The organism is Vibrio sp. OPT24, from assembly GCF_015163545.1.
Lineage (GTDB): Bacteria > Pseudomonadota > Gammaproteobacteria > Enterobacterales > Vibrionaceae > Vibrio > Vibrio cyclitrophicus.
Window position 1 is genome coordinate 94,455 of record NZ_JADDYI010000022.1, and the last position, 18,798, is coordinate 113,252.

Here is an 18,798-nt window from a genome sequence, read left to right on the forward strand (position 1 = left end):
TCAAGAATGAAAATCTTAAGCTTAGAATTTGAAAACTTAAACTCTTTGAAAGGGCGTTGGAAGCTCGATTTCACACAGTCGCCTTTTGCCGAAAACGGCTTGTTTGCGATCACCGGCCCTACCGGGGCCGGTAAGACGACGATTCTTGATGCGATTTGTTTGGCATTGTTTCATCGTACACCACGGTTAAGAAGTATCGCCAAAGGCACTAATGAGCTGATGACGCGCGGCACTGGCGAATGTTTTGCTGAGATTGAATTTGAAGTAAAAGGAAAAACTTACCGTTCGAACTTTCATCATAAAAGAGCTCGTGGTAAGCACGATGGCGCGCTGCAAACGCCAACTTGTGAGTTTGCAGATGCAGACAGCGATGTGGTTTTAGAAACGCAGCTGACTAAGAAAATTAAGATGGTTGAAACCGTAACGGGTTTGGACTTTTCTCGCTTCACTAAATCGATCATGCTTTCACAAGGTGAGTTTGCAGCGTTCCTAAATGCCAATGCAAATGATCGAGCAGAACTCCTTGAAGAGCTGACTGGTACAGAAGTCTACAGCCTGATTTCAGAGCGTATTTATGATCACTTCAAATCGAGCGAAGAGTCACTTAATCACCTTAAAGCGAAAGCAGAAGGCGTGAGTTTACTGTCTGAAGAGCAAATCCAAGAACTGACTGGCGAGCGAGAGGCTCTCGAAGCTGAACAGAAGCGTTTAGCCGATCAGCTGAAAGAGTGGCAAGCACATCTCAGTTGGTGGAAAGAAGTGACCAAAGCTGAGCAAACTATCACGACCAGTGAGCACGATCTTAAAACGGCTCAAGATGAACTAGATCGCAACCAAACATCATTAGTTCGTTTAGCAAACAGTGAACCTGCTGAAAAACTGCGTCCAATGCACAAAGATCTAAAGCGTTGCGAGCAAGAGGTCAACACTACTCAAGCTAACTTAGGCAACAGTACCAAGTTACTTGCTGTCCGTGATGCAGAAAAACAAGACGCACAGACTAAACTGACTCAAAGCAGTGTGATTGTCGAACAAGTCAAAGCCGAGCAGCAAGATCAGGAGAAGATCATTGAGCAAGTTCGCCCACTCGATAACCAAATTGCAGTGCTCAAAGATAAACAGACAGCGGCCGTTAACGCAGCGAACACGCTAAACGACCAACAAATGCAACAGCGTAATCAACAGCTCGTTTTAGTGCAAAAAACTGATGAGCTGAAACAACAAGAGCAACTCAGCACTGATTACCTAAATACTCATCAAGCTGACCAACATCTAGAAAAATACTTAGGTCAGTGGCAAGCCAAAGTAGAGCAAGTTCGCACCCTTGAGCGTCAGCATTCAGAGCAGTTGAACTTAGCGAAGCAAGCCTTGTCTGCGGTTGATGCTCAGCAATCAGTGATCAAGTCAGCTCAAGAAGAAAAAGCATCGCAAGACAAAGCATTAGCTGAACTGGTTGTAAAGGAAAGCAATGCAGAGCAACAATGGGAAGCATTGCAAGGCAACACCAGTGAACAAGTGTTGAATGCACAAAAAAATCTGTTGGAGTTTTGGAATCGCAATACGCACTCATTGCTTGAGGTTAATCGTGGCTTCTTAAATGCCCAGCAACAGCTGCACGCTAAAACTCAGGGACATCAAACTAACACTCAGTTGGTCGACAAGCTTTCGAAAGAGCGTGCAGTGCTGGTGGAGCGATACAAAGAAAAAGAGACTTCACTTGAGCGATTAACGCGCTTGATTGATCAAGAAGGCGAACTGGCAAAATATCGTGCAGCATTAGAATCTGGATCTGTATGCCCGCTGTGTGGTTCAACAGACCATTATATTGAGCAGTCACAAGATATTGCCAACTTAGTTGCTCAACAAGAACGTGAAAAGCATGAGCTAGCGGTTATTAAAAAGGACGGCCAAGAGCACCGTCAACAGTTAGATTCTCTAGCACCAATGATTACGGGGCTTAACGATGACATTCAACGTGCGCAAGAGGATATTCAGCAAGCTCAACTTAACTGGCAAGGCATTGTTGGTAAGCTTCAGCAGAGCTTATCGGATTTCGTTGGCACGGCTCCAGAATTAGCATTGTTAACGGTAAGCGATTTAGGCAATGAAGCTTCAGTTGCGACTTTCGCTCAGCAGTGTGAACTTCTACTAAGTCAGATCTCGCGGCAACTCAAAGCGCTAGGTGATGCTAAAGCTCACTATGCCGAAGCTGAGAAACAACGCTTATCTGTAAGTGTTATGGCTGACAAGGCGCAATCTAACCTTGAGTTGGCCGAGCAACGCTTAGCTGACTTGAATAAGCAAAACCACAGCACAATTAAACAAGTGGCTCAGATCGCTCAAACGAAAGAGCAGCAATGGAACTCTTTGAAAGAGAGTATTGTTCAAACTTCTATTGAAGCACCTGAACTTGAGCATATTGATGATTGGTTTACTGCAAAATCGCAAGCATCAAACACATGGCAGCAAACTAAACAGCAACAGGCCGATATTGAGAAGCAGCTACTCACTCAAAATGCTGAATTGAAAACGCTAGATGACAAGTTGAGCAGCCTTGAGAAAGAGCTTGCGACATTGACGCAAGAGAGTGAGTCTTTAGTGTCAGAGCTCACTCGTGTAACTGCTGAAAGGACAGAGTTATTTGGTGATAAAGACATTCAAACCACCAGCAATGCGATGAAGCAAAAAGTCACTGAAGCGGTGAGTACATTTGATGCCGCTCAGTTGGTGCTTAACCGTTGCGAACTTGAACATCGAACCGAACAAACCAAACACACAAGCTTCTCTGAAGAGTTGATGAGCAAGCAATCAGCTCATACGCAAGCGCAGCGTGATTGGTTAGAAGCAATGAAAGCTAGCCCATTTGAAAGTGAGGCTGATTTTGAAGCTGCGTTGCTAGACGAAGAGGTTAGAACTCAACTTCAAAGCTTGAAGAAGACACTTGAAGAAGCAATCGTAAGCGCACAGGCGAGATTGAACAGTGCTAAAGCGAATAGAGTTGAACTGCAAGCTCACGAGAAAGCCGAAACATGGAGCGCCTTACCGCAAAATGAAGTAGAGCTAGCGATGGCTCAATGTCAAAATGAACAGCAACAACATGCTACTCAAATAGGTGCAATTTCTGCGAATCTAGAGACCGACCGTCAGAATCGCAGCAACCAACAAGACTTGTTCAAACAGATAGAAGAACAGCAATTGGAGTTTGATGACATATCACGTTTGAATTCTTTGATTGGCTCAAGAAATGGTGACAAGTTCCGTAAGTTCGCTCAGGGCTTAACACTTGAGAACTTGGTGTACTTAGCCAATAAACAGCTACAACGTTTGCATGGGCGCTATGAATTGAAACGTAAGACTGATGATGCTTTAGAGTTGCAAGTGCTAGATACTTGGCAGGGCGATGTGATGCGAGATACCAAAACGCTCTCGGGTGGTGAAAGCTTCTTGGTGAGTTTGGCACTAGCGTTAGCGCTATCTGATCTTGTAAGCCACAAAACCAGTATTGATTCGTTGTTCCTCGATGAGGGTTTCGGAACGCTAGACAGTGATACCTTGGATATAGCGCTTAACGCATTAGATAACTTGAACGCTTCAGGCAAGATGATTGGTGTGATAAGCCACGTAGAAGCATTGAAAGAGCGCGTGCCTGTGCAGCTCAAGGTGACCAAACACTCAGGCCTTGGCTTCAGTGAAATGGAAGGACAATACAAGGTTGTTGTTTAGTTAAACTTTTCTCTGTGTGTACAAATACATGCAGGCATAGATAAAGATAAAACAGCTCATCGGCTCTGTCGCTCTCCCTTCTGGAGGTTGACGGCGTTGGGCTGTTATCTTTCACCGCCGTCATTCATCGAAGCGAGGGGCGAGCGTAATGGGGAATCTCTAGTAAACGAAGAAAGTTCATTCAGCGATAAGGAAGCATCAATGCACAAGAAACCATATCTACCCACGAAGATATGTCCGGTTTGCCAAAAACCATTTGCATGGCGCAAGAAGTGGGAGCGTTGCTGGGAAAATGTCATCTATTGTTCAGAACGCTGTCGTCGCAACAAATCCTAATTTAGATCGATATGATCCAACCAGTGACACTTAAAGTGTTAGACTTAAAAGCCTACCGATCTACAAACACAGCCATTACTCCAATCAAGTGACATCAACACCAAATCGCTGTTTAAAAAAACAATCACCCCAATTCTTAATGGTTTTAAGAACCAATTGATAATCACTTCTTCATTTCTTAAGTTAATATTTCTATCTGTAAGATAACTGCTGTATAAAGGCGGCATGAAGATACCAAAAAGAATACAGCCTTTAGTTGACGATGGTTTAGTCGACGAGGTAACAAGCCAACTGATGAGTGGCAAAGAAGCGTCAGTGTATATAGTACGCTGCGGCGATACGATCCGTTGTGCCAAGGTTTATAAAGAAATAAGCCAACGTAGCTTCAAGAAAGCGACAGCATATCGAGAAGGGCGCAAAGTCCGTAATAGCCGTCGAGCTAGAGCCATGGAAAAGGGCTCGGGTTTCGGTCGTGAGCAACAAGAAAAAGTATGGCAAAGCGCTGAAGTTGATGCTTTATATAAATTGGCAGAGGCAGGCGTTCGTGTACCCATTCCTTATGGCTGTTTCGACGGCGTGCTTCTTATGGAGCTAGTCACTGATGATGACGGTTATGTCGCGCCAAGACTAAACGATGTCGTGATGTCAGCTGAACAAGCGATTGAAGATCACCAAGTCATGATGACCTACGTGGTCAAAATGCTGTGTGTTGGTTTGATTCATGGCGACTTGTCTGAGTTCAACGTGCTTGTGGATGAATATGGTCCAGTGATCATTGATTTACCACAAGCGGTTGATGCATCTGCCAATAATAATGCAGAGTGGATGTTGACTCGCGACGTAAATAATATTCGTGATTATTACGCTCAGTTTGCACCAGAGTTATCAACGACAGAGTATGCTAAGGAAATATGGGCTCTGTACGAGAAGGGCGACCTTAAGCCAGATACTAAGCTAACCGGTGAGTTTACAGAAACCGATGAATTAGCGGATATCGAAGCTATCATGCAAGAGATAGATGCGGCAAGAGTTGAAGAACAACACCGTCGTGAACGTGTTAAAGAAGAAAAAGAAGGTGTCGACGACAGCAAATTTAATTGGTCTGAGTCTTAGTAAAGACCAATTAAATCAAAGCTGAACCTAAGCTATGCCTCTTTTGATAAGACAACGTTAACTGTAACGAACTGCTTCTTCCAGACGACTAAACCCAATAGAGCCAAAACTCTGTTGGGTTTTCTGTTTTTATACCAATCACAGTAAGTGATTTAACAACGATAGCTTAGAAACGGTAGAGAACGAAGCCGTGTTTTTCGATAAGTAATGATTCTAGAATCAAAAGTTCAGACGAGGTTATCGGATTTTTTAACGATCTATGGTCAGAATTATTTACCACGATCGGTAGTCCTTATCACCAAGTCAATTGCTCACCATCATACGCGTAAAAGTTGCCACTGTTTTCCGGTATTGCACTGCTGATTATGTCGACCAGTTGGTGGGCGACGTAGCTCGATTCAAACAGCTTTCCTTCAGGCACATTCGCTTGAAATGGCTTTGACAACGCGGTATCGGTTGTACCTGGATGCAGTACTAACACGGTTCCTTTCTTAACCGTTCGTTGCCATTCAATCGACATGGTTTTGATAAACATGTTTAACGCTGCTTTTGATGAGCGATAGCTGTACCAACCGCCTAATCTGTTATCTGAAATACTGCCTACCTTAGCTGAGACGACCGCGAATTTTGGATTGTCACTGAATCTTAGAACAGGTGTGAAATGTTTAGCCAACAGTAAGCTTGGTAGTGTATTAACAGAGATGTTTTTCAGAAAAAATTCAGGGTCGATAGACGATAAGTTCTTTTCCGGCCCAAGGTTTGGCGTGTGAAGCATCCCTACGCAGTTGATTAACCAATCAAGTTTATTGAACCTCGCGCTTAGTTGTGCGACTTCTGTTTCGTTGGTTGCATCGAGTTGATGCCAGTGAAGTCGCGTGTCTTCAAGAGCGGGGCATTGCGAGTGGTAAGTAGCATCAACCTGAACATCGAGAAAATCAAAATGAGACAGCTCAGACAGTAGGTGTTGAACCACTGCGAAACCAATTCCGCCGCTGCCACCAATGACTAATATTTGTAATCTGAGTTGTTCCACCATTATAAGTTCTCCAAGTTAGTCAGTCGTTGTTCTGCAGTATCGAGAATTGCTTGTTGGTCTTGCTGATCCATATTGTCCCAAGATCGATATAACATGCCCATGCGCGGGTTACGGTTTAACGCATCGCGATGTTGATTCATGAAGCGCCAGTACAAGCTATTGAATGGGCAAGAGGATTCACCGCTGCGCTCTTTTATCTGATAGTGGCATCCTTTACAGTAATCACTCATACGGTTGATGTACGAACCGCTGGCAGAGTATGGTTTGGTTCCTACGATGCCGCCATCCGCAAACAGTGCCATACCTCGCGTATTTGGCATTTCGACCCATTCAATCGCATCTACGTAAATGCCAAGGTACCAACTGTCGACTTGGTCAGGTGCTATGCCAGTTATCAAGCAGAAGTTGCCAGTGATCATCAGCCTCTGAATGTGATGTGCATAAGCAAACTCAAGGGATTGACCAATCGCGTGCTTCATGCAATTCATTTTGGTTTGACCATCCCAAAAGTAATGAGGTAATTGTCGGTCGGCTGAATAATAGTTTTTATTGGCATAAGCGGGCATGTTGGCCCAATACACGCCTCGAATGTACTCACGCCAACCAAGTATTTGGCGTACGAAACCTTCGACCTGAGCGATATCGATGCTTGGTTTATCTTGAGCCTTTGACGCTTCAAAAGCCGAGAGTGCCGCATCAATGACTTCGCGAGGGCTAAGCAACTTGCTGTTCAAAGAAAAAGAGAGACGACAATGATACAAGCTCCACTTTGAATCGTGTTCTGTAGTCATTGCATCTTGAAATTGACCAAACAGTGGCAAGCAAACTTGGCAAAAATGAGCGAGTAGAGACAAGCTTTGAGCTCGGTTTACTGGCCATAAGAGTTGCTCACCAACTTCGCCAATGGTTTGTACATGATGACGCTCGATGCGCTTCAAAAGGTCCGAGATATCGTTAGCGAACATCAAAGGCTGCGGTAAGTTGGCGATGTCTCGCTTCTTAAGCTTTTTACGATTGTTGGCATCGTAGTTCCACTTACCACCAACCGGTTTGTCATCCTCCAACAAAATGTCGAAACGTTTTCTCATCCGACGATAGAAGTGTTCCATCATAATGTGTTTGTCTTTCGGAAACTGCGTTTCAATTTCCTCAAACGGAAATAAGAAGTGCTCAGTATCACAACATCCTTTGGTAACATTGGTTAGTTTGAGTTTTGCCATTTGCTGAAGTAAGCGATATTCATCCGGTCTTTGGTATTCAAATTTTTCGGCGTCGAACTCGCTTACATAATGTTGAAGCAGGGCATCCAGGTTTTCGAATTGCGCTGTGTCATCCAATGTTAAATGCAGTACCTGATGACCTTGTTGAGTGAGTTCGTTGGCGAAATAGGACATGGCAGAGAAAAATGCAGCGACTTTCTGAATGTGAGACGCGACATAATCCGTTTCTTGTTTGAGCTCAGCGATCATATAAATCACACTGTCGTCGACTTGCTGAAACCAAGAGTGTTCAATGTTGAGTTGATCACCAAAAATAAGGCGTACAGTTTTGAATTTCATAGCTTGTCCTGCTTAGAGGCGGAGGTTGTATGCTGGCCCGTCTCTTTCCATTGATTAATAAAGACGTGGTCTGGATCGTACATCTCTGTCTGTTTTGCTAGATCAAAGTGGCGTGATTTAGGCTGTGGTTGGTTTATACTTTGATCCTTGTGGATTGATTGGTTGTTATGGCTTGATTGGTTGTTATGGCTTGATTGAGTGTTGTGGACTGGTTGATTAAGATCCCCAGCGATATACGCCCAATTTCCCCAGTTCGATGCCACGTCATAGTCAACGAGTTGGCTTTCGAAATAAGCGGCGCCGTTTCGCCAATCCACTCCTAATTCATAGATCAAACAACTTGCGGCCAATTGTCGGCCACGATTAGACACGTACCCCGTAGTATTAAGTTGGCGCATGCAGGCGTCGACAATCGGATAGCCCGTATTGCCGCATTTCCAATTAGCGAAGTTTTGTTGAGTCGTGTTGGTTGCCAGGACCGAATCGATGCTTGGGTTGTCTGTGCCGTTTTGAAACAGGGATGACCCTAAAGATAAGCACTTCCAATAAAAATACTCACGCCAAAGTAGCTCAAAGAAAATCCAATAGGTTGAATCGTTTGAGCCATGTTTCGCTTCAAATTGAACAAGGTTGCGGTAGATCGTCTTTGGTGAGACACAGCCGAGCGCTAACCATGGTGAGAACTTGGTTGAATTTTCTTTGCCATCGAACGCGTTTCTGGTCTGTTTATATTGGTGAGCATAGGGATGTGAAAAATAGTCGTGCAAATGCGCTAGGCCGGCTTGCTCTCCGCCAATGAAGCTGCTGTTGTGTAAACCGTTTACGTTTGTGTTGCTGATGTTTAGGCAGTGTTCATCGAACTTTGAATTAGAGGCCTGTTTCGAGTGACAGTGTGACAAAGCTTTAGGCATTGGTGGTAGTGTGGTGATGCTTAGGCTTTGTGTATCAATAGGTAAGTGCTCGACTAATTTTCTAAACTTGGTGAACGAGCGAGGTAACTTAGATAACTCAAAGGGAAGCTGCTCCAGCTCTAACAGAGTTGAATGATGCTGCTGCATTAAAATTAATTTTGGAAAGTTAAACTGTATCGATTGCACAAGATGTCGCTCGTCAAAGCCACAATGATGACTCACAAACAAGTGTGTGGCTTGCTGTGATTTGATAATTTCACTCAGTGCGAAGTCTCTACTCATTTCCTCATCAGTTAATGTTGAAGATCGCAGAACGATGAGCTCTTGCCCTAGGTTAGCTAGGCGGCTTTCTAAATCAGTAATAGACTGAGAAATGAATTTTGCTCGCTCTGCCCCATATTGTTGCTCTTTCGCAAACTTGCGAGAGAATACGGACAAATTCGGCTCGATCACTACACATATCAGTTCATCAACGAGCCGAGACGCTTTACCAAGCAACTCGTTATCGTCGGCTCTTAAATCGTTGGTGAAAAGATAGAGGCCAATCTTCTTCATTGTTTACACTCTGTTTTGTTAATTATTAGACGCTTACGAGTTGATCGGGCGCTAAGATCACAAATGAATGCTGGACGTCGATGATAGTAGTGGGCGATTTAAAGTGGACACGAGAACGAGGTTAAAGAGTACATAACCGAAAGAAGATAGAAGCGAAAGAGCGCACAAGCCAACCAATAACACGGAGAGAGGTTGGCTAATCGTGTTTGGCTTCAACGTCCTTTCTCTTAGACATCGTATATTTTAAAATCAGCCTACTCCATTGGGACGACTAAGATATCGACTGGAGAGGTGTCGATAATTTGTTTCGAATGGGAGATGATCTTATGCCAAAAATCATGGTGGTGACCACATAGCAACAGGTCGACTTTGTTTGCCTCGATGGTATTTTTGAGCTTGTTGTTCAAATCACCAGTACCCACAAAGATATGGTTGATTGGATGTTTGGCGTAAGTCTCGAACTCTTTCAATTTTGCTAAGGTATCTTCATTGAAAGGTAGATCACTGCTATTTCCCTGAATATCAACGAGTTCTGGATAAATTTCTCCGTGTGTACCATCGATATAAACAAACGAAATACTAGCCTCTAGTTTGTTCGCAAAGAAGGTCGCTCTATCAATGAGAATTTTAGTGTCTTCAGACAGTTCAAGTGCGACCAGAATATGTCGGTATTCCATAATTAAAGCCTCTTATTGTGATTTCTTTTACAAGCATAGTTTTTGTTGGCGTAAATTATATCGAAGAGGTCCCATATTGCGCAAAAACGTCATTCAAAGATCTTCTAAGCATTGTGATATTTATATCGCTTTGATTGATAAGAAATTTACAAAAGGTTGTTATAGTGAAGCGCGCTCGATGTTCTACGCGATTCAACAAACTAATGCGCTAATAACTAAGAGGCACTAATGACAGCATTACTTACCATTCCTACTCGAACATTAGGCTTTGATTATGACATTGAAATCAGTGACTGGTCTCAAAAGCTGGCCGGCTTTCATGTGTTTGAAGGTGGTAGGCGGCCACTTGATGGTGGCATTGGTTTAAGCTTAAATCTTGTCGAGCAATTTGATGTTGACGGTCGTTGGTTAAACTCATTGCCGGTTCGCTATCGTGAGATCACAGACGATTTCCCAGAGTACCAATATCAAATGCTGTGGTTGGCTGCGAATACCTATGAGGCTGGGCAATTATTGGAGTTGCGTCCGGTCATCTTGGCGTTGATTTGCATGAAATACAGCGTTGATAACCAAAAGGCGTTGGCGCTTAGCCGTTTAGGGCAAAAGAAGATCCTTGAGAAATTGGGCTTAGATAGCAGTAAGGCCACCCTCAAATTCATCGATAAATTAGAGCTTCACTACAATGTGGGTGATGAGCTTGACCATATAATGCGTATTCTTGAACCTCTGCAAAGACGCGTATTGAAGTTTAAGCATTATTCCAAAGTAGGCTACACAGCGTTGCGTTTGGATCAGGTTCATCCGTTTTTAACTGGCAGCCGATTAGGTATTGCTATGGTTAAAGAAGGCAGACTTAATGCACCATCGAAAATGGCGATGTTCCAAGATGCGATATTGCTAGGGCAAGATTTGGAGATAGGAGATCCGCTTCGTGCCATTACCAGTCAGAACTCTTTTGCGATGTTTGAACAACTTCACGACCGTTGGACGGAACAGCGTCAATTACGTCGCTTAGAAGGTAACCGACCAATGGATAAAGACATTCCTTATCCCGTTCCTTTGCTAGGGAACGACAATATTCATCCCCTCACTGATTATTACGATTTGGAACGCGAAGGCATTGAGCAGAAGCACTGTATTGGTGTCTATCACAACCGAATCATGAGCGATCGTTATGTGGTATTCCGCATGCTTAAACCCCAAAGACTAACTATAGGTTTGCGCCGTGTTCCGAGCAAAGCATTTCCGTTTGAAATTGACCAAATCTGCGGAAAAAGAAATGTACAACCATCGAAATCCGCACGGCAAGTGATTCACGACTGGTTAGAAGAAAGTAAACACAAGTACATGAAGTAAAGGGACCGCTTATATGTATCAACAAGGCGATCTATGCCCACATTGTGGTTTGATTATTGTGATGCCTACGGATCTACAAGGCGAATGCCTAGGGTGTGGGGAAGAGATAAATCAAGACCCAGCAGACGAATACGACGAAGAAGAGTAGCTTTACCTACACTTAGATTAAACAAGGCTAGGATGGCCAAATTACTCCCTTTCAAAGGACGGAAAAAATGCAGAAAGTAATATTTAGAAATTGTGATGAAAGCTCACCTTATTGGAGTGTGTTAGAAGGCTTATTTCAAAGTGAATGGTCTGATTTTAATTTTAAAGACACCTATAAAGAAAACATACAACTCCCTCCTGTTATAACAGCACTTAGCGATAATGTGGTCATTGGTGGCTTGGCGTACTCCCACTTTCAGGAACCTCATCAAGTGAATGATGTGGTTTGGATTAATGCGGTTTATGTTGATGAGAAATGGCGTGGTCAAGGTATTGCCAGTGAATTGATTAAGCGAGCACTCGCACAAATGCCAGACTATTATCAATCTCAACCCGAGACTGACTCAACTTCTAAGTTGTACGCCTACACTAATACTGCACCGTTATATCTTTCACTCGACTGGTCAATTGTTGATATAGAATCGGACCCCGCGCACCATGTAGTAAGCGTCTTATTTTAGAATCTTTATAGCACAGCAGCTACTTGTCATGTGAGTAGTAACAAAAGGTTAAAAAGGCTTTGTGCGATTCTAAGTACCAGTATTCGCAGCTTATTTCCTTCAATGCGCTATTTCTCAGATTAACGCTTTCACTTATCCCAAACTCCATTGCATTTTGGGTTATTTGCTTCAATTTCGCATCTTTAAAATTCAAATCTCGCGTAGAGAACTTAACGAGTGCTTTGTATATCGACTCTTTAGCTGAAAAGAGCAGTGTGATGGCTTGCGCTTTGGTTAACCTTGCACTCATTGCTAAATCGACTTCTTGTCCCTCTACAATCATGCTTCCAATTTCGTTGCAAACACCACTCGAAATGATCTTTTGCACATCGATACCAAGATTCTCTCGATCTGAATGATAGGAGGGGGTAACTGCAACGCATGCCAAGCTTTCGCAGTGCGAAATGGATCCAATAGTGCCAACAGGGAATTGAGGGCTACGGTCGATGTTCGGCTCAAGAGTGCAATGTTCGAAGCCTAATTCCTCTAGCTTGCTCGCCACTAAATAGCGACCAACAAAATACTCAGCTTTTCTCTTGTTAATGGAGCGGATGATAGCTTCAGGGCAATAAATATTGGTTTGTTCAAACATACTGTCGCAAAAGCGCGTGTAGTCGAACTGTGTTAGCTGGATGTCGACACCGTCGCTTCGCGCCGTTGTATTGTTCACCCCGGTGTTGGCGTATCCAAAAGGCCATAGCGCTGTTTCAGTATCAAGGGCTAGTTCATTGCTCATAAAGCCAAAATTTCCAGGAAGCGGACGAAAGGGGTTGTTCATCATTGAGTTTACCATTTTGCAACAAGGTGAATAATTGACTCTAAGCTTTATATTCTAAAGTTAAGCTTCTAACCCTTTAAATTATAGGGGAAAAGCTAGTATGGCATATAGTTTAATCTAAATGAAAATCGTTTGCATTTGAATTTTTGCAAGTGTATAAAAGCGTGTCTGTTAATGATTTTATGAATATGTTCATATTTCATTAATTTTTTAGTGAATGGTGTGTTTTAAGGTTGAAGATATGATCGAAGCAAGAGGGCTCGGTTTTAGCGTCGGGGATAAACAGCTACTCAAGGCGTTCAATGTATCGTTTGAGCAAGGAAAAATTTACGCTTTGGTTGGGCACAATGGTTCGGGGAAATCGACGTTATTGAAGTTGTTGGCAAAGCAACAGAACGCCACATCTGGCGACATCATTCTAAAAGACAAATCGATCGCTAAGTGGTCGGATAAAGATTTCGCCAAGCAGATCGCATACTTACCACAACATTTACCAGCCACTGACAGCTTGTCTGGACAAGACTTAGTCAGCTTTGGTCGTTATCCATGGCATGGCTTATTAGGGCGCCTTTCGAGTAAAGACAAACAGTACGTTCAAGAGGCGATGCAACTAACTGATACGGCTAAGTACGCCGATCGTTTGGTTGACACTTTATCTGGTGGTGAACGCCAGCGTGTTTGGCTAGCTATGTTGTTAGCACAGCGAACCAAGTATCTATTACTTGATGAGCCATTGTCTGCACTCGATATCGGCCACCAGATTGAGATGCTGACCTTGATTAAACGCCTGAGTAGCACTTTGAATATTGGCGTGATCATCGTAATACACGACATCAACATGGCAGCACGTTTCTGCGACCATATCATTGCCTTACATAGTGGGGAGTTACTGATTGAAGGTGAGGTTGACGAGGTATTTAGAGAGCCGGTATTACAAGATATCTACGGCGTTCCGATGCACATTACCCAGCATGCAGCAGGCTACCCTGTCGCGATGCCAGGTGATTTGGAGCCAGCATGATGTGTCCGTTTAGCTCTCGTACATTCAACAATCACTGCTTATTAAGTTACGTCGGTCTGCGGAGATCAAGCCGCATTAAGACGGTGACACTTTTATCTATCTTGATGACGTTATCTCCCTTTTCAATGGCCGAGCAAGAATCGCTTAATGCCAATAATCACCATGCACCGCGGATGGTTTCGATTGATTGGACCCATACTGAAACGCTATTAGCGCTTGGTGTTACGCCTGTTGCTGTCGCGCAAATTCCAGACTATAACTCTTGGGTTAAATCGCCAGAAATCCCTCATGCTGTTGCTGATGTTGGGCTAAGAACCCAACCAAATCTTGAGCGTATTCATGAGCTCAAGCCAGACAAAATATTACTCTCTCCGATGTTTTCAACATTGGAGCCCCAACTAAGCAAAATCGCACCTGTTACCACTATTGGTTTGTACCGAAGTGGAGATGTGGATTGGTCAGCGCTAGAGCGAGTGACTCGTCTATTGGCCCAGGTCACTGAGGTCAGTCAACAAGCTGAGATCCTAATCGAAAAAGCCAATCGCGAAATGGACCGCTTGGCTTCCTCATTGCCACAAGACGTACCTGCGTTATTAATGGTTCAGTTCATGGATACCAACCACGTTCGCGTTTTTGGTGACAACAGTTTGTATAAAGCGTCGATAAATAAGATTGGCCTTCAAGCGGCTTGGAAAGGGCAGACTAATGGGTGGGGCTATAGCTTAGTCGGTGTCGATCAACTGATTGGTGTTGAAGGGCAGATTGTAATTATTTCTCCTATGCCAGCGGGCACAAAAGCGCACCTTAAAAAGAATCAGTTTTGGCAATATATAGTGAAAGAGTCGGGTTATCCGGCACTGCAGATTCCTGCGGTATGGAGCTTTGGGTCTATCCCTTCAGCCACTCGCTTTGCAAGGTTCATTGTTTCTGAGCTGAATGACGGGAAGGTGTTATGAGAGTTCTCTCGTTCGGAGTCTTGACTCTGTTGATGGTTTCTACATTGATGCTCATTGGGTTGCATTTATCCGTACCTCAGTTCGGGTTAGATCGAATATCGAGTCTGTGGGTGGCCGATTTTGCTTCACCTGAGTCGGTTAAGCTGCATTTGGCTTGGTGGCCTAGGTTATTTACCACTTTATTGTCAGGAGCAGCTCTGGCAGTTGCTGGTGTGTTGATGCAACAAGTGCTCAGAAACCCATTAGCTTCGCCATCGACCTTAGGTGTTGCAAGCGGTTCAAGCTTTGCGTTGATGCTCGCAACACTTTATGCCCCTTGGCTTTTAGAGTGGTCATACTCCTTCGTGGCACTTATCGGTGGCGTTGCGACCATTGGCTTGGTGTTTGCGCTATCGTGGCGACGTGCCTTGTCTCCAACTGTGGTGATTGTTTCTGGTTTAGTTGTCAATCTCTATTTTGGCGCAGTAAGCACAGTCCTTCTGATGATCAACCAGGACAAACTCAATGGTTTGATGATCTGGGGCGCAGGTTCCTTGGTCCAAACTGGGTGGGAGGATGTTCAATATCTTGCACCGCGTTTGGTTATCGCAACACTTATAGCGTTTCTGTTCGTAAAGCCTTTAAGTTTGCTCCAGTTATCAGAGCAGGGTGCTAAAAGCTTAGGTGTGTCACTGGCGAAGTTGAGAGTCGTCTGCTTAGGGCTGGCAGTATTGCTGACTGCTTGGGTTGTGAGCGCAGTTGGTGTGATTGGTTTTGTTGGCTTGGCGGCTCCGGCTTTGACACGTTTAATGGGCATTCACCGCTTAGTACCTAAGTTGCTGGTGTCGATGATGTTAGGCGGTTTACTATTGAGCCTAACCGATCTCCTGATTCAACAACTGCCAGGCATTATGTCGATGTTTATTCCGACAGGGGCAGCGACAGCGGCTTTGGGCGCGCCGCTTCTGTTGTGGTTACTGCCGAAACTGTCGATGAAAAGCCAGTCACAAACACAAACAGTATTGACGCGTCATAATGAAATTGCTTCTCGCCTGAATAAAAGCTCTGTGTTGTTGGCGACAGTGTTGATTGTTCTTTCGCTCATCGTGTTCAGTCTGTTTTCAGTCCAGAGTGAAGGTTGGCGTTGGTTGTTTCAAACGCGCGATTGGGCATTGCTTGAGTGGCGTTTACCTCGATTAATGGCGGCTGCACTAGCTGGAGGAATGTTAGCGGTCGCAGGAACTATTGTTCAGCGTTTGAGTGGCAACCCAATGGCGAGCCCAGAAGTGATTGGTATAAGCTCTGGTACAGCTCTTGGTTTGATCATTGCCATTTTTTCCGGTCTAGGAAGTAGCGTTGTTGGTCTTTACACCGGTGGTTTTATTGGTGCGGCCTGTACGTTAGGCATCATAGTTGTACTCAATCAAAAGTCGGGCTTTCAACCTGAAAGAGTGTTGCTTACCGGCGTCGCGATAACGGCTCTGATGAATGCAGTACAAAGCTTCGTGTTGGCAGGGGGCGATCCGAGAAGCTATCAAGTGTTGGCGTGGTTAGCTGGCTCTACTTATTACGTGACTGAAGTAACGTTAATGCCATTGCTTTTGTCTTCGGTTGTATTTATTTCGCTCGGTTTTGTGTGCGCTCGTTGGTTAGATGTTTTACCACTAGGGCAGGCTAGTGCGCAGTCACTTGGCGTGAACGTGTCTCGATCTCGAATCCTATTGTTGGTGCTGGTGGCATGTTTAACCGTGAGTGCGACATTGGTGGTTGGCCCGTTGAGCTTCGTTGGTTTAATGGCACCGCACATGGCGAGATTGTTTGGTTATAGCCGTGCTAAAGAGCACCTCATTTGTTCATCGTTGATCGGTATGGCACTGATGTTGTTTTCTGATTGGCTCGGTAGACAATGGCTTTATCCGCAAGAAATCCCAGCAGGGCTGGTGGCTTCTATCATCGGTGGCATGTACCTGATGTGGGGCTTAAGAAGGCTTTAGCAGCGCCATTAGAGCCGTGTCGCAATAGGCTCTATGGTTCAGTGTTTGCATGATTCAACGTAAACGAGGTTATCTTTCAATGTTGTTGATAATGATAATCACAATAATAATTAATTAACTGGTGTGTATGAAATGGGATTGATCCTACTGCTAGCGGAAAAACAGAAAAAATCACTGTGTCTGGTGATCTTGTTGAGTATCGCGAGTGCATTTCTGAGTGTGGGCGTTATCGCGTTTATCCAACACAAACTACTGGAAAACAGTGGTGTGCTTTCTGATACTTTGATTCAGTTTTCGTTGTTGCTGATTGGCCTTTTAGTTACGGCGACCGTCGCACAAGTGGCACTCCATAAGCTTGGACACCAATTCGTGTACAACAAGCGGTGTGAGTTGGTTTCTCAACTGTTAAATACCGATATTGAGCAAGTGGAGAAGGTAGGGAGTGCCGGCGTCCTAGCTTCGCTTAACACCGATATTCGAAATATCACGATCGCATTTGTCCATTTGCCTGAATTGATTTATGGCTTGGTGCTTACCTTTGTTGCTCTAGCTTATTTAGCTTTCTTATCTATGCCCTTGTTTGGTATCAGCGTTTTAATGCTCTCTTTAACCGGTGTCATAGGTTACATGCTCGTTACGCGTATCACCAAACACGTTAAACAGGTCCGTGAGTACGACGATAACTTGTATCACGACTATCAGTCTTTGATTGATGGTCGAAAAGAGCTGTCGTTGAACCCGTTCAGAGCCAAACGTTATTTCGACGAAACCTTTTCGATTAATGCTGAAGGCTATCGAAAGGAAGTGACGCAGGCCGATATCTTAAATGGTTTTGCGGCAAACATGGCGAACACGGTAGTGCTAGCTTTGATTGGCTTAAATTTTTACCTCGCAATTGGGCTAGGTTGGGCGACAGTCGAAGTCGCGTCGACCTTCGCTTTAGTCGTGCTGTTTATGAGAACTCCATTAATGTCGGCGGTCGGTTCAATTCCAACGCTAATCACCGCAAATATTTCAATGCGAAAGCTGTCGTCTTTGGATTTGAGTCCTAATCGAACGCTCAATCCTAAATCTGCACAAACGAAAGTCTTTAAGTCGTTGTCGTTGGTCGAAGCGAGCTATCGATACCGTTCAGATTCAGATGGTGACTCATTCGGAGTCGGTCCAATTAACTTCAAAATCGAACGTGGCGAACACATCTTCGTTATTGGTGGCAATGGTAGTGGTAAATCAACTTTTGCTCGCTTGCTGACCGGTCTTTACCGACCCCATGCCGGGCAAGTGTATGTTGATGGCAATGAGGTAACACAGCAGCATTGGCAGGATTACAGACAGCAATTCTCTGCTGTGTTCAGTGATTTTCATCTGTTTCATCAAATTGTCGATGGAGAAGGTCAAGACATTGATAGCAAGGACATAGACGAGTGGATGGTTAGGTTAGAAATGGCTCATAAAGTCGACCACAAGCAGGGCACCTTGAGTGATGTTCGTTACTCACAAGGGCAACGAAAGCGCCTAGCACTCATGATGTCTGTTCTAGAGAAACGCGGCTGTATTTTGCTTGATGAGTGGGCCGCTGATCAGGACCCACGTTTTAGAAAGCTCTTTTACCGCAAGTTGCTGCCTCTATTAAAAGAACGTGGCGTAACGGTTATCGCCATTACTCATGATGATGCTTATTTTGATGTCGCAGACCGTATTTTCAAAATGGATAGCGGCAATCTTATTGAGTTGAGTAAAGGGAATTTGGCTCAAGCACACCAAGCACTAGAAAGTGTTGTGGCTTGAGTATTTAAGAACCGGTTTAGGTTCAGAAAACACAATAAATAAAGTTAGTTGAGGAAAACATGAGTATTGATAGCCCAAATACAGAATTCACCGTTGTTATTAACGCGCAAGAACAATACAGCATTTGGCCAACGTACCACTTAGTACCAAATGGTTGGACTGAAGTAGGCGTAAAGGGCAATAAAGAACACTGCCTTGAACATATCCGCGAAGTCTGGACCGATATGCGTCCGAAAAGTCTGCGTGACGCGATAGATGCTCTAGAAAACTAAACCCGTTTAACCTTTAGTCAGTACCTGTACTTTTCGC

At 44.2% G+C, this 18,798-nt stretch carries 16 protein-coding genes; 11 read left to right on the forward strand and 5 right to left on the reverse strand.

What is annotated here, in order from left to right:
- Nucleotides 1-6: 6 nt before the first annotated feature.
- The 3 genes from IQO02_RS08115 to IQO02_RS08125 all read left to right on the forward strand — a co-directional run bounded on the left by IQO02_RS08115 (nt 7) and on the right by IQO02_RS08125 (nt 5,172).
- A complete protein-coding gene (locus IQO02_RS08115; RefSeq protein WP_016796464.1) occupies nt 7-3,723 on the forward strand; it encodes an AAA family ATPase in 3,717 nt (1,238 codons plus the stop codon).
- A gap of 201 nt (nt 3,724-3,924) precedes the next feature.
- Nucleotides 3,925-4,059, forward strand: a complete 135-nt coding sequence (locus tag IQO02_RS08120; RefSeq protein WP_010441138.1) for a DUF2256 domain-containing protein — start codon at nt 3,925-3,927, stop codon at nt 4,057-4,059.
- A gap of 225 nt (nt 4,060-4,284) precedes the next feature.
- Nucleotides 4,285-5,172, forward strand: coding sequence for a PA4780 family RIO1-like protein kinase (locus tag IQO02_RS08125; protein ID WP_016790642.1), 888 nt, complete (start codon nt 4,285-4,287; stop codon nt 5,170-5,172).
- Nucleotides 5,173-5,467: 295 nt separating this feature from the next.
- Here the strand turns inward: IQO02_RS08125 and IQO02_RS08130 are convergent, their stop codons facing one another.
- The 4 genes from IQO02_RS08130 to IQO02_RS08145 form a co-directional block, all read right to left on the reverse strand.
- Nucleotides 5,468-6,208 carry an SDR family oxidoreductase gene (locus IQO02_RS08130; protein ID WP_016797024.1) on the reverse strand — a complete coding sequence of 247 codons (741 nt, stop codon included), beginning with the start codon at nt 6,206-6,208 and terminating at the stop codon, nt 5,468-5,470.
- Nucleotides 6,208-7,767 carry a cryptochrome/photolyase family protein gene (locus tag IQO02_RS08135; RefSeq protein WP_016786169.1) on the reverse strand — a complete coding sequence of 520 codons (1,560 nt, stop codon included), beginning with the start codon at nt 7,765-7,767 and terminating at the stop codon, nt 6,208-6,210. Before IQO02_RS08135 ends, IQO02_RS08130 begins: the two co-directional genes overlap by 1 nt.
- A complete protein-coding gene (locus IQO02_RS08140) occupies nt 7,764-9,233 on the reverse strand; it encodes a DASH family cryptochrome (protein WP_193838524.1) in 1,470 nt (489 codons plus the stop codon). The genes IQO02_RS08135 and IQO02_RS08140 overlap by 4 nt, the downstream gene beginning before the upstream one ends.
- A 254-nt stretch (nt 9,234-9,487) precedes the next feature.
- A complete protein-coding gene (locus tag IQO02_RS08145) occupies nt 9,488-9,910 on the reverse strand; it encodes a universal stress protein (protein ID WP_010441133.1) in 423 nt (140 codons plus the stop codon).
- 228 nt (nt 9,911-10,138) lie between these two features.
- Here IQO02_RS08145 and IQO02_RS08150 point away from each other — a divergent pair, with 228 nt between their 5' ends.
- From IQO02_RS08150 to IQO02_RS08155, 3 genes are all read left to right on the forward strand, one after another.
- Nucleotides 10,139-11,266: a PcfJ domain-containing protein gene (locus IQO02_RS08150; RefSeq protein WP_010441132.1), complete on the forward strand. Its 1,128-nt coding sequence runs from the start codon at nt 10,139-10,141 to the stop codon at nt 11,264-11,266.
- A gap of 13 nt (nt 11,267-11,279) precedes the next feature.
- Nucleotides 11,280-11,414: a hypothetical protein gene (locus tag IQO02_RS22350; RefSeq protein ID WP_016784477.1), complete on the forward strand. Its 135-nt coding sequence runs from the start codon at nt 11,280-11,282 to the stop codon at nt 11,412-11,414.
- Between the two features lie 67 nt (nt 11,415-11,481).
- Complete coding sequence (locus tag IQO02_RS08155; protein ID WP_010441129.1) at nt 11,482-11,934, forward strand: GNAT family N-acetyltransferase; 453 nt, start codon at nt 11,482-11,484, stop codon at nt 11,932-11,934.
- Nucleotides 11,935-11,953: 19 nt separating this feature from the next.
- Here the strand turns inward: IQO02_RS08155 and IQO02_RS08160 are convergent, their stop codons facing one another.
- The gene (locus tag IQO02_RS08160) at nt 11,954-12,754 is read right to left on the reverse strand and encodes a 4'-phosphopantetheinyl transferase family protein (protein WP_010441127.1); all 801 of its coding nucleotides are present in this window, start codon (nt 12,752-12,754) and stop codon (nt 11,954-11,956) included.
- 238 nt (nt 12,755-12,992) lie between these two features.
- On the opposite strand from IQO02_RS08160, the gene IQO02_RS08165 reads away from it, so the two are divergent.
- The 5 genes from IQO02_RS08165 to IQO02_RS08185 all read left to right on the forward strand — a co-directional run bounded on the left by IQO02_RS08165 (nt 12,993) and on the right by IQO02_RS08185 (nt 18,761).
- Nucleotides 12,993-13,772, forward strand: a complete 780-nt coding sequence (locus IQO02_RS08165) for an ABC transporter ATP-binding protein (RefSeq protein WP_010441125.1) — start codon at nt 12,993-12,995, stop codon at nt 13,770-13,772.
- Nucleotides 13,769-14,728, forward strand: coding sequence for an ABC transporter substrate-binding protein (locus tag IQO02_RS08170; protein WP_016769239.1), 960 nt, complete (start codon nt 13,769-13,771; stop codon nt 14,726-14,728). The genes IQO02_RS08165 and IQO02_RS08170 overlap by 4 nt, the downstream gene beginning before the upstream one ends.
- Nucleotides 14,725-16,701 (forward strand): Fe(3+)-hydroxamate ABC transporter permease FhuB, encoded by a 1,977-nt coding sequence (gene fhuB, locus IQO02_RS08175; RefSeq protein WP_010441121.1) that lies wholly within the window; start codon nt 14,725-14,727, stop codon nt 16,699-16,701. Before IQO02_RS08170 ends, fhuB begins: the two co-directional genes overlap by 4 nt.
- A gap of 132 nt (nt 16,702-16,833) precedes the next feature.
- Nucleotides 16,834-18,489: a multidrug ABC transporter permease/ATP-binding protein gene (locus tag IQO02_RS08180; RefSeq protein WP_010441119.1), complete on the forward strand. Its 1,656-nt coding sequence runs from the start codon at nt 16,834-16,836 to the stop codon at nt 18,487-18,489.
- Nucleotides 18,490-18,548: 59 nt separating this feature from the next.
- Nucleotides 18,549-18,761: an MbtH family protein gene (locus tag IQO02_RS08185; protein WP_010441117.1), complete on the forward strand. Its 213-nt coding sequence runs from the start codon at nt 18,549-18,551 to the stop codon at nt 18,759-18,761.
- Nucleotides 18,762-18,798: the final 37 nt, after the last annotated feature.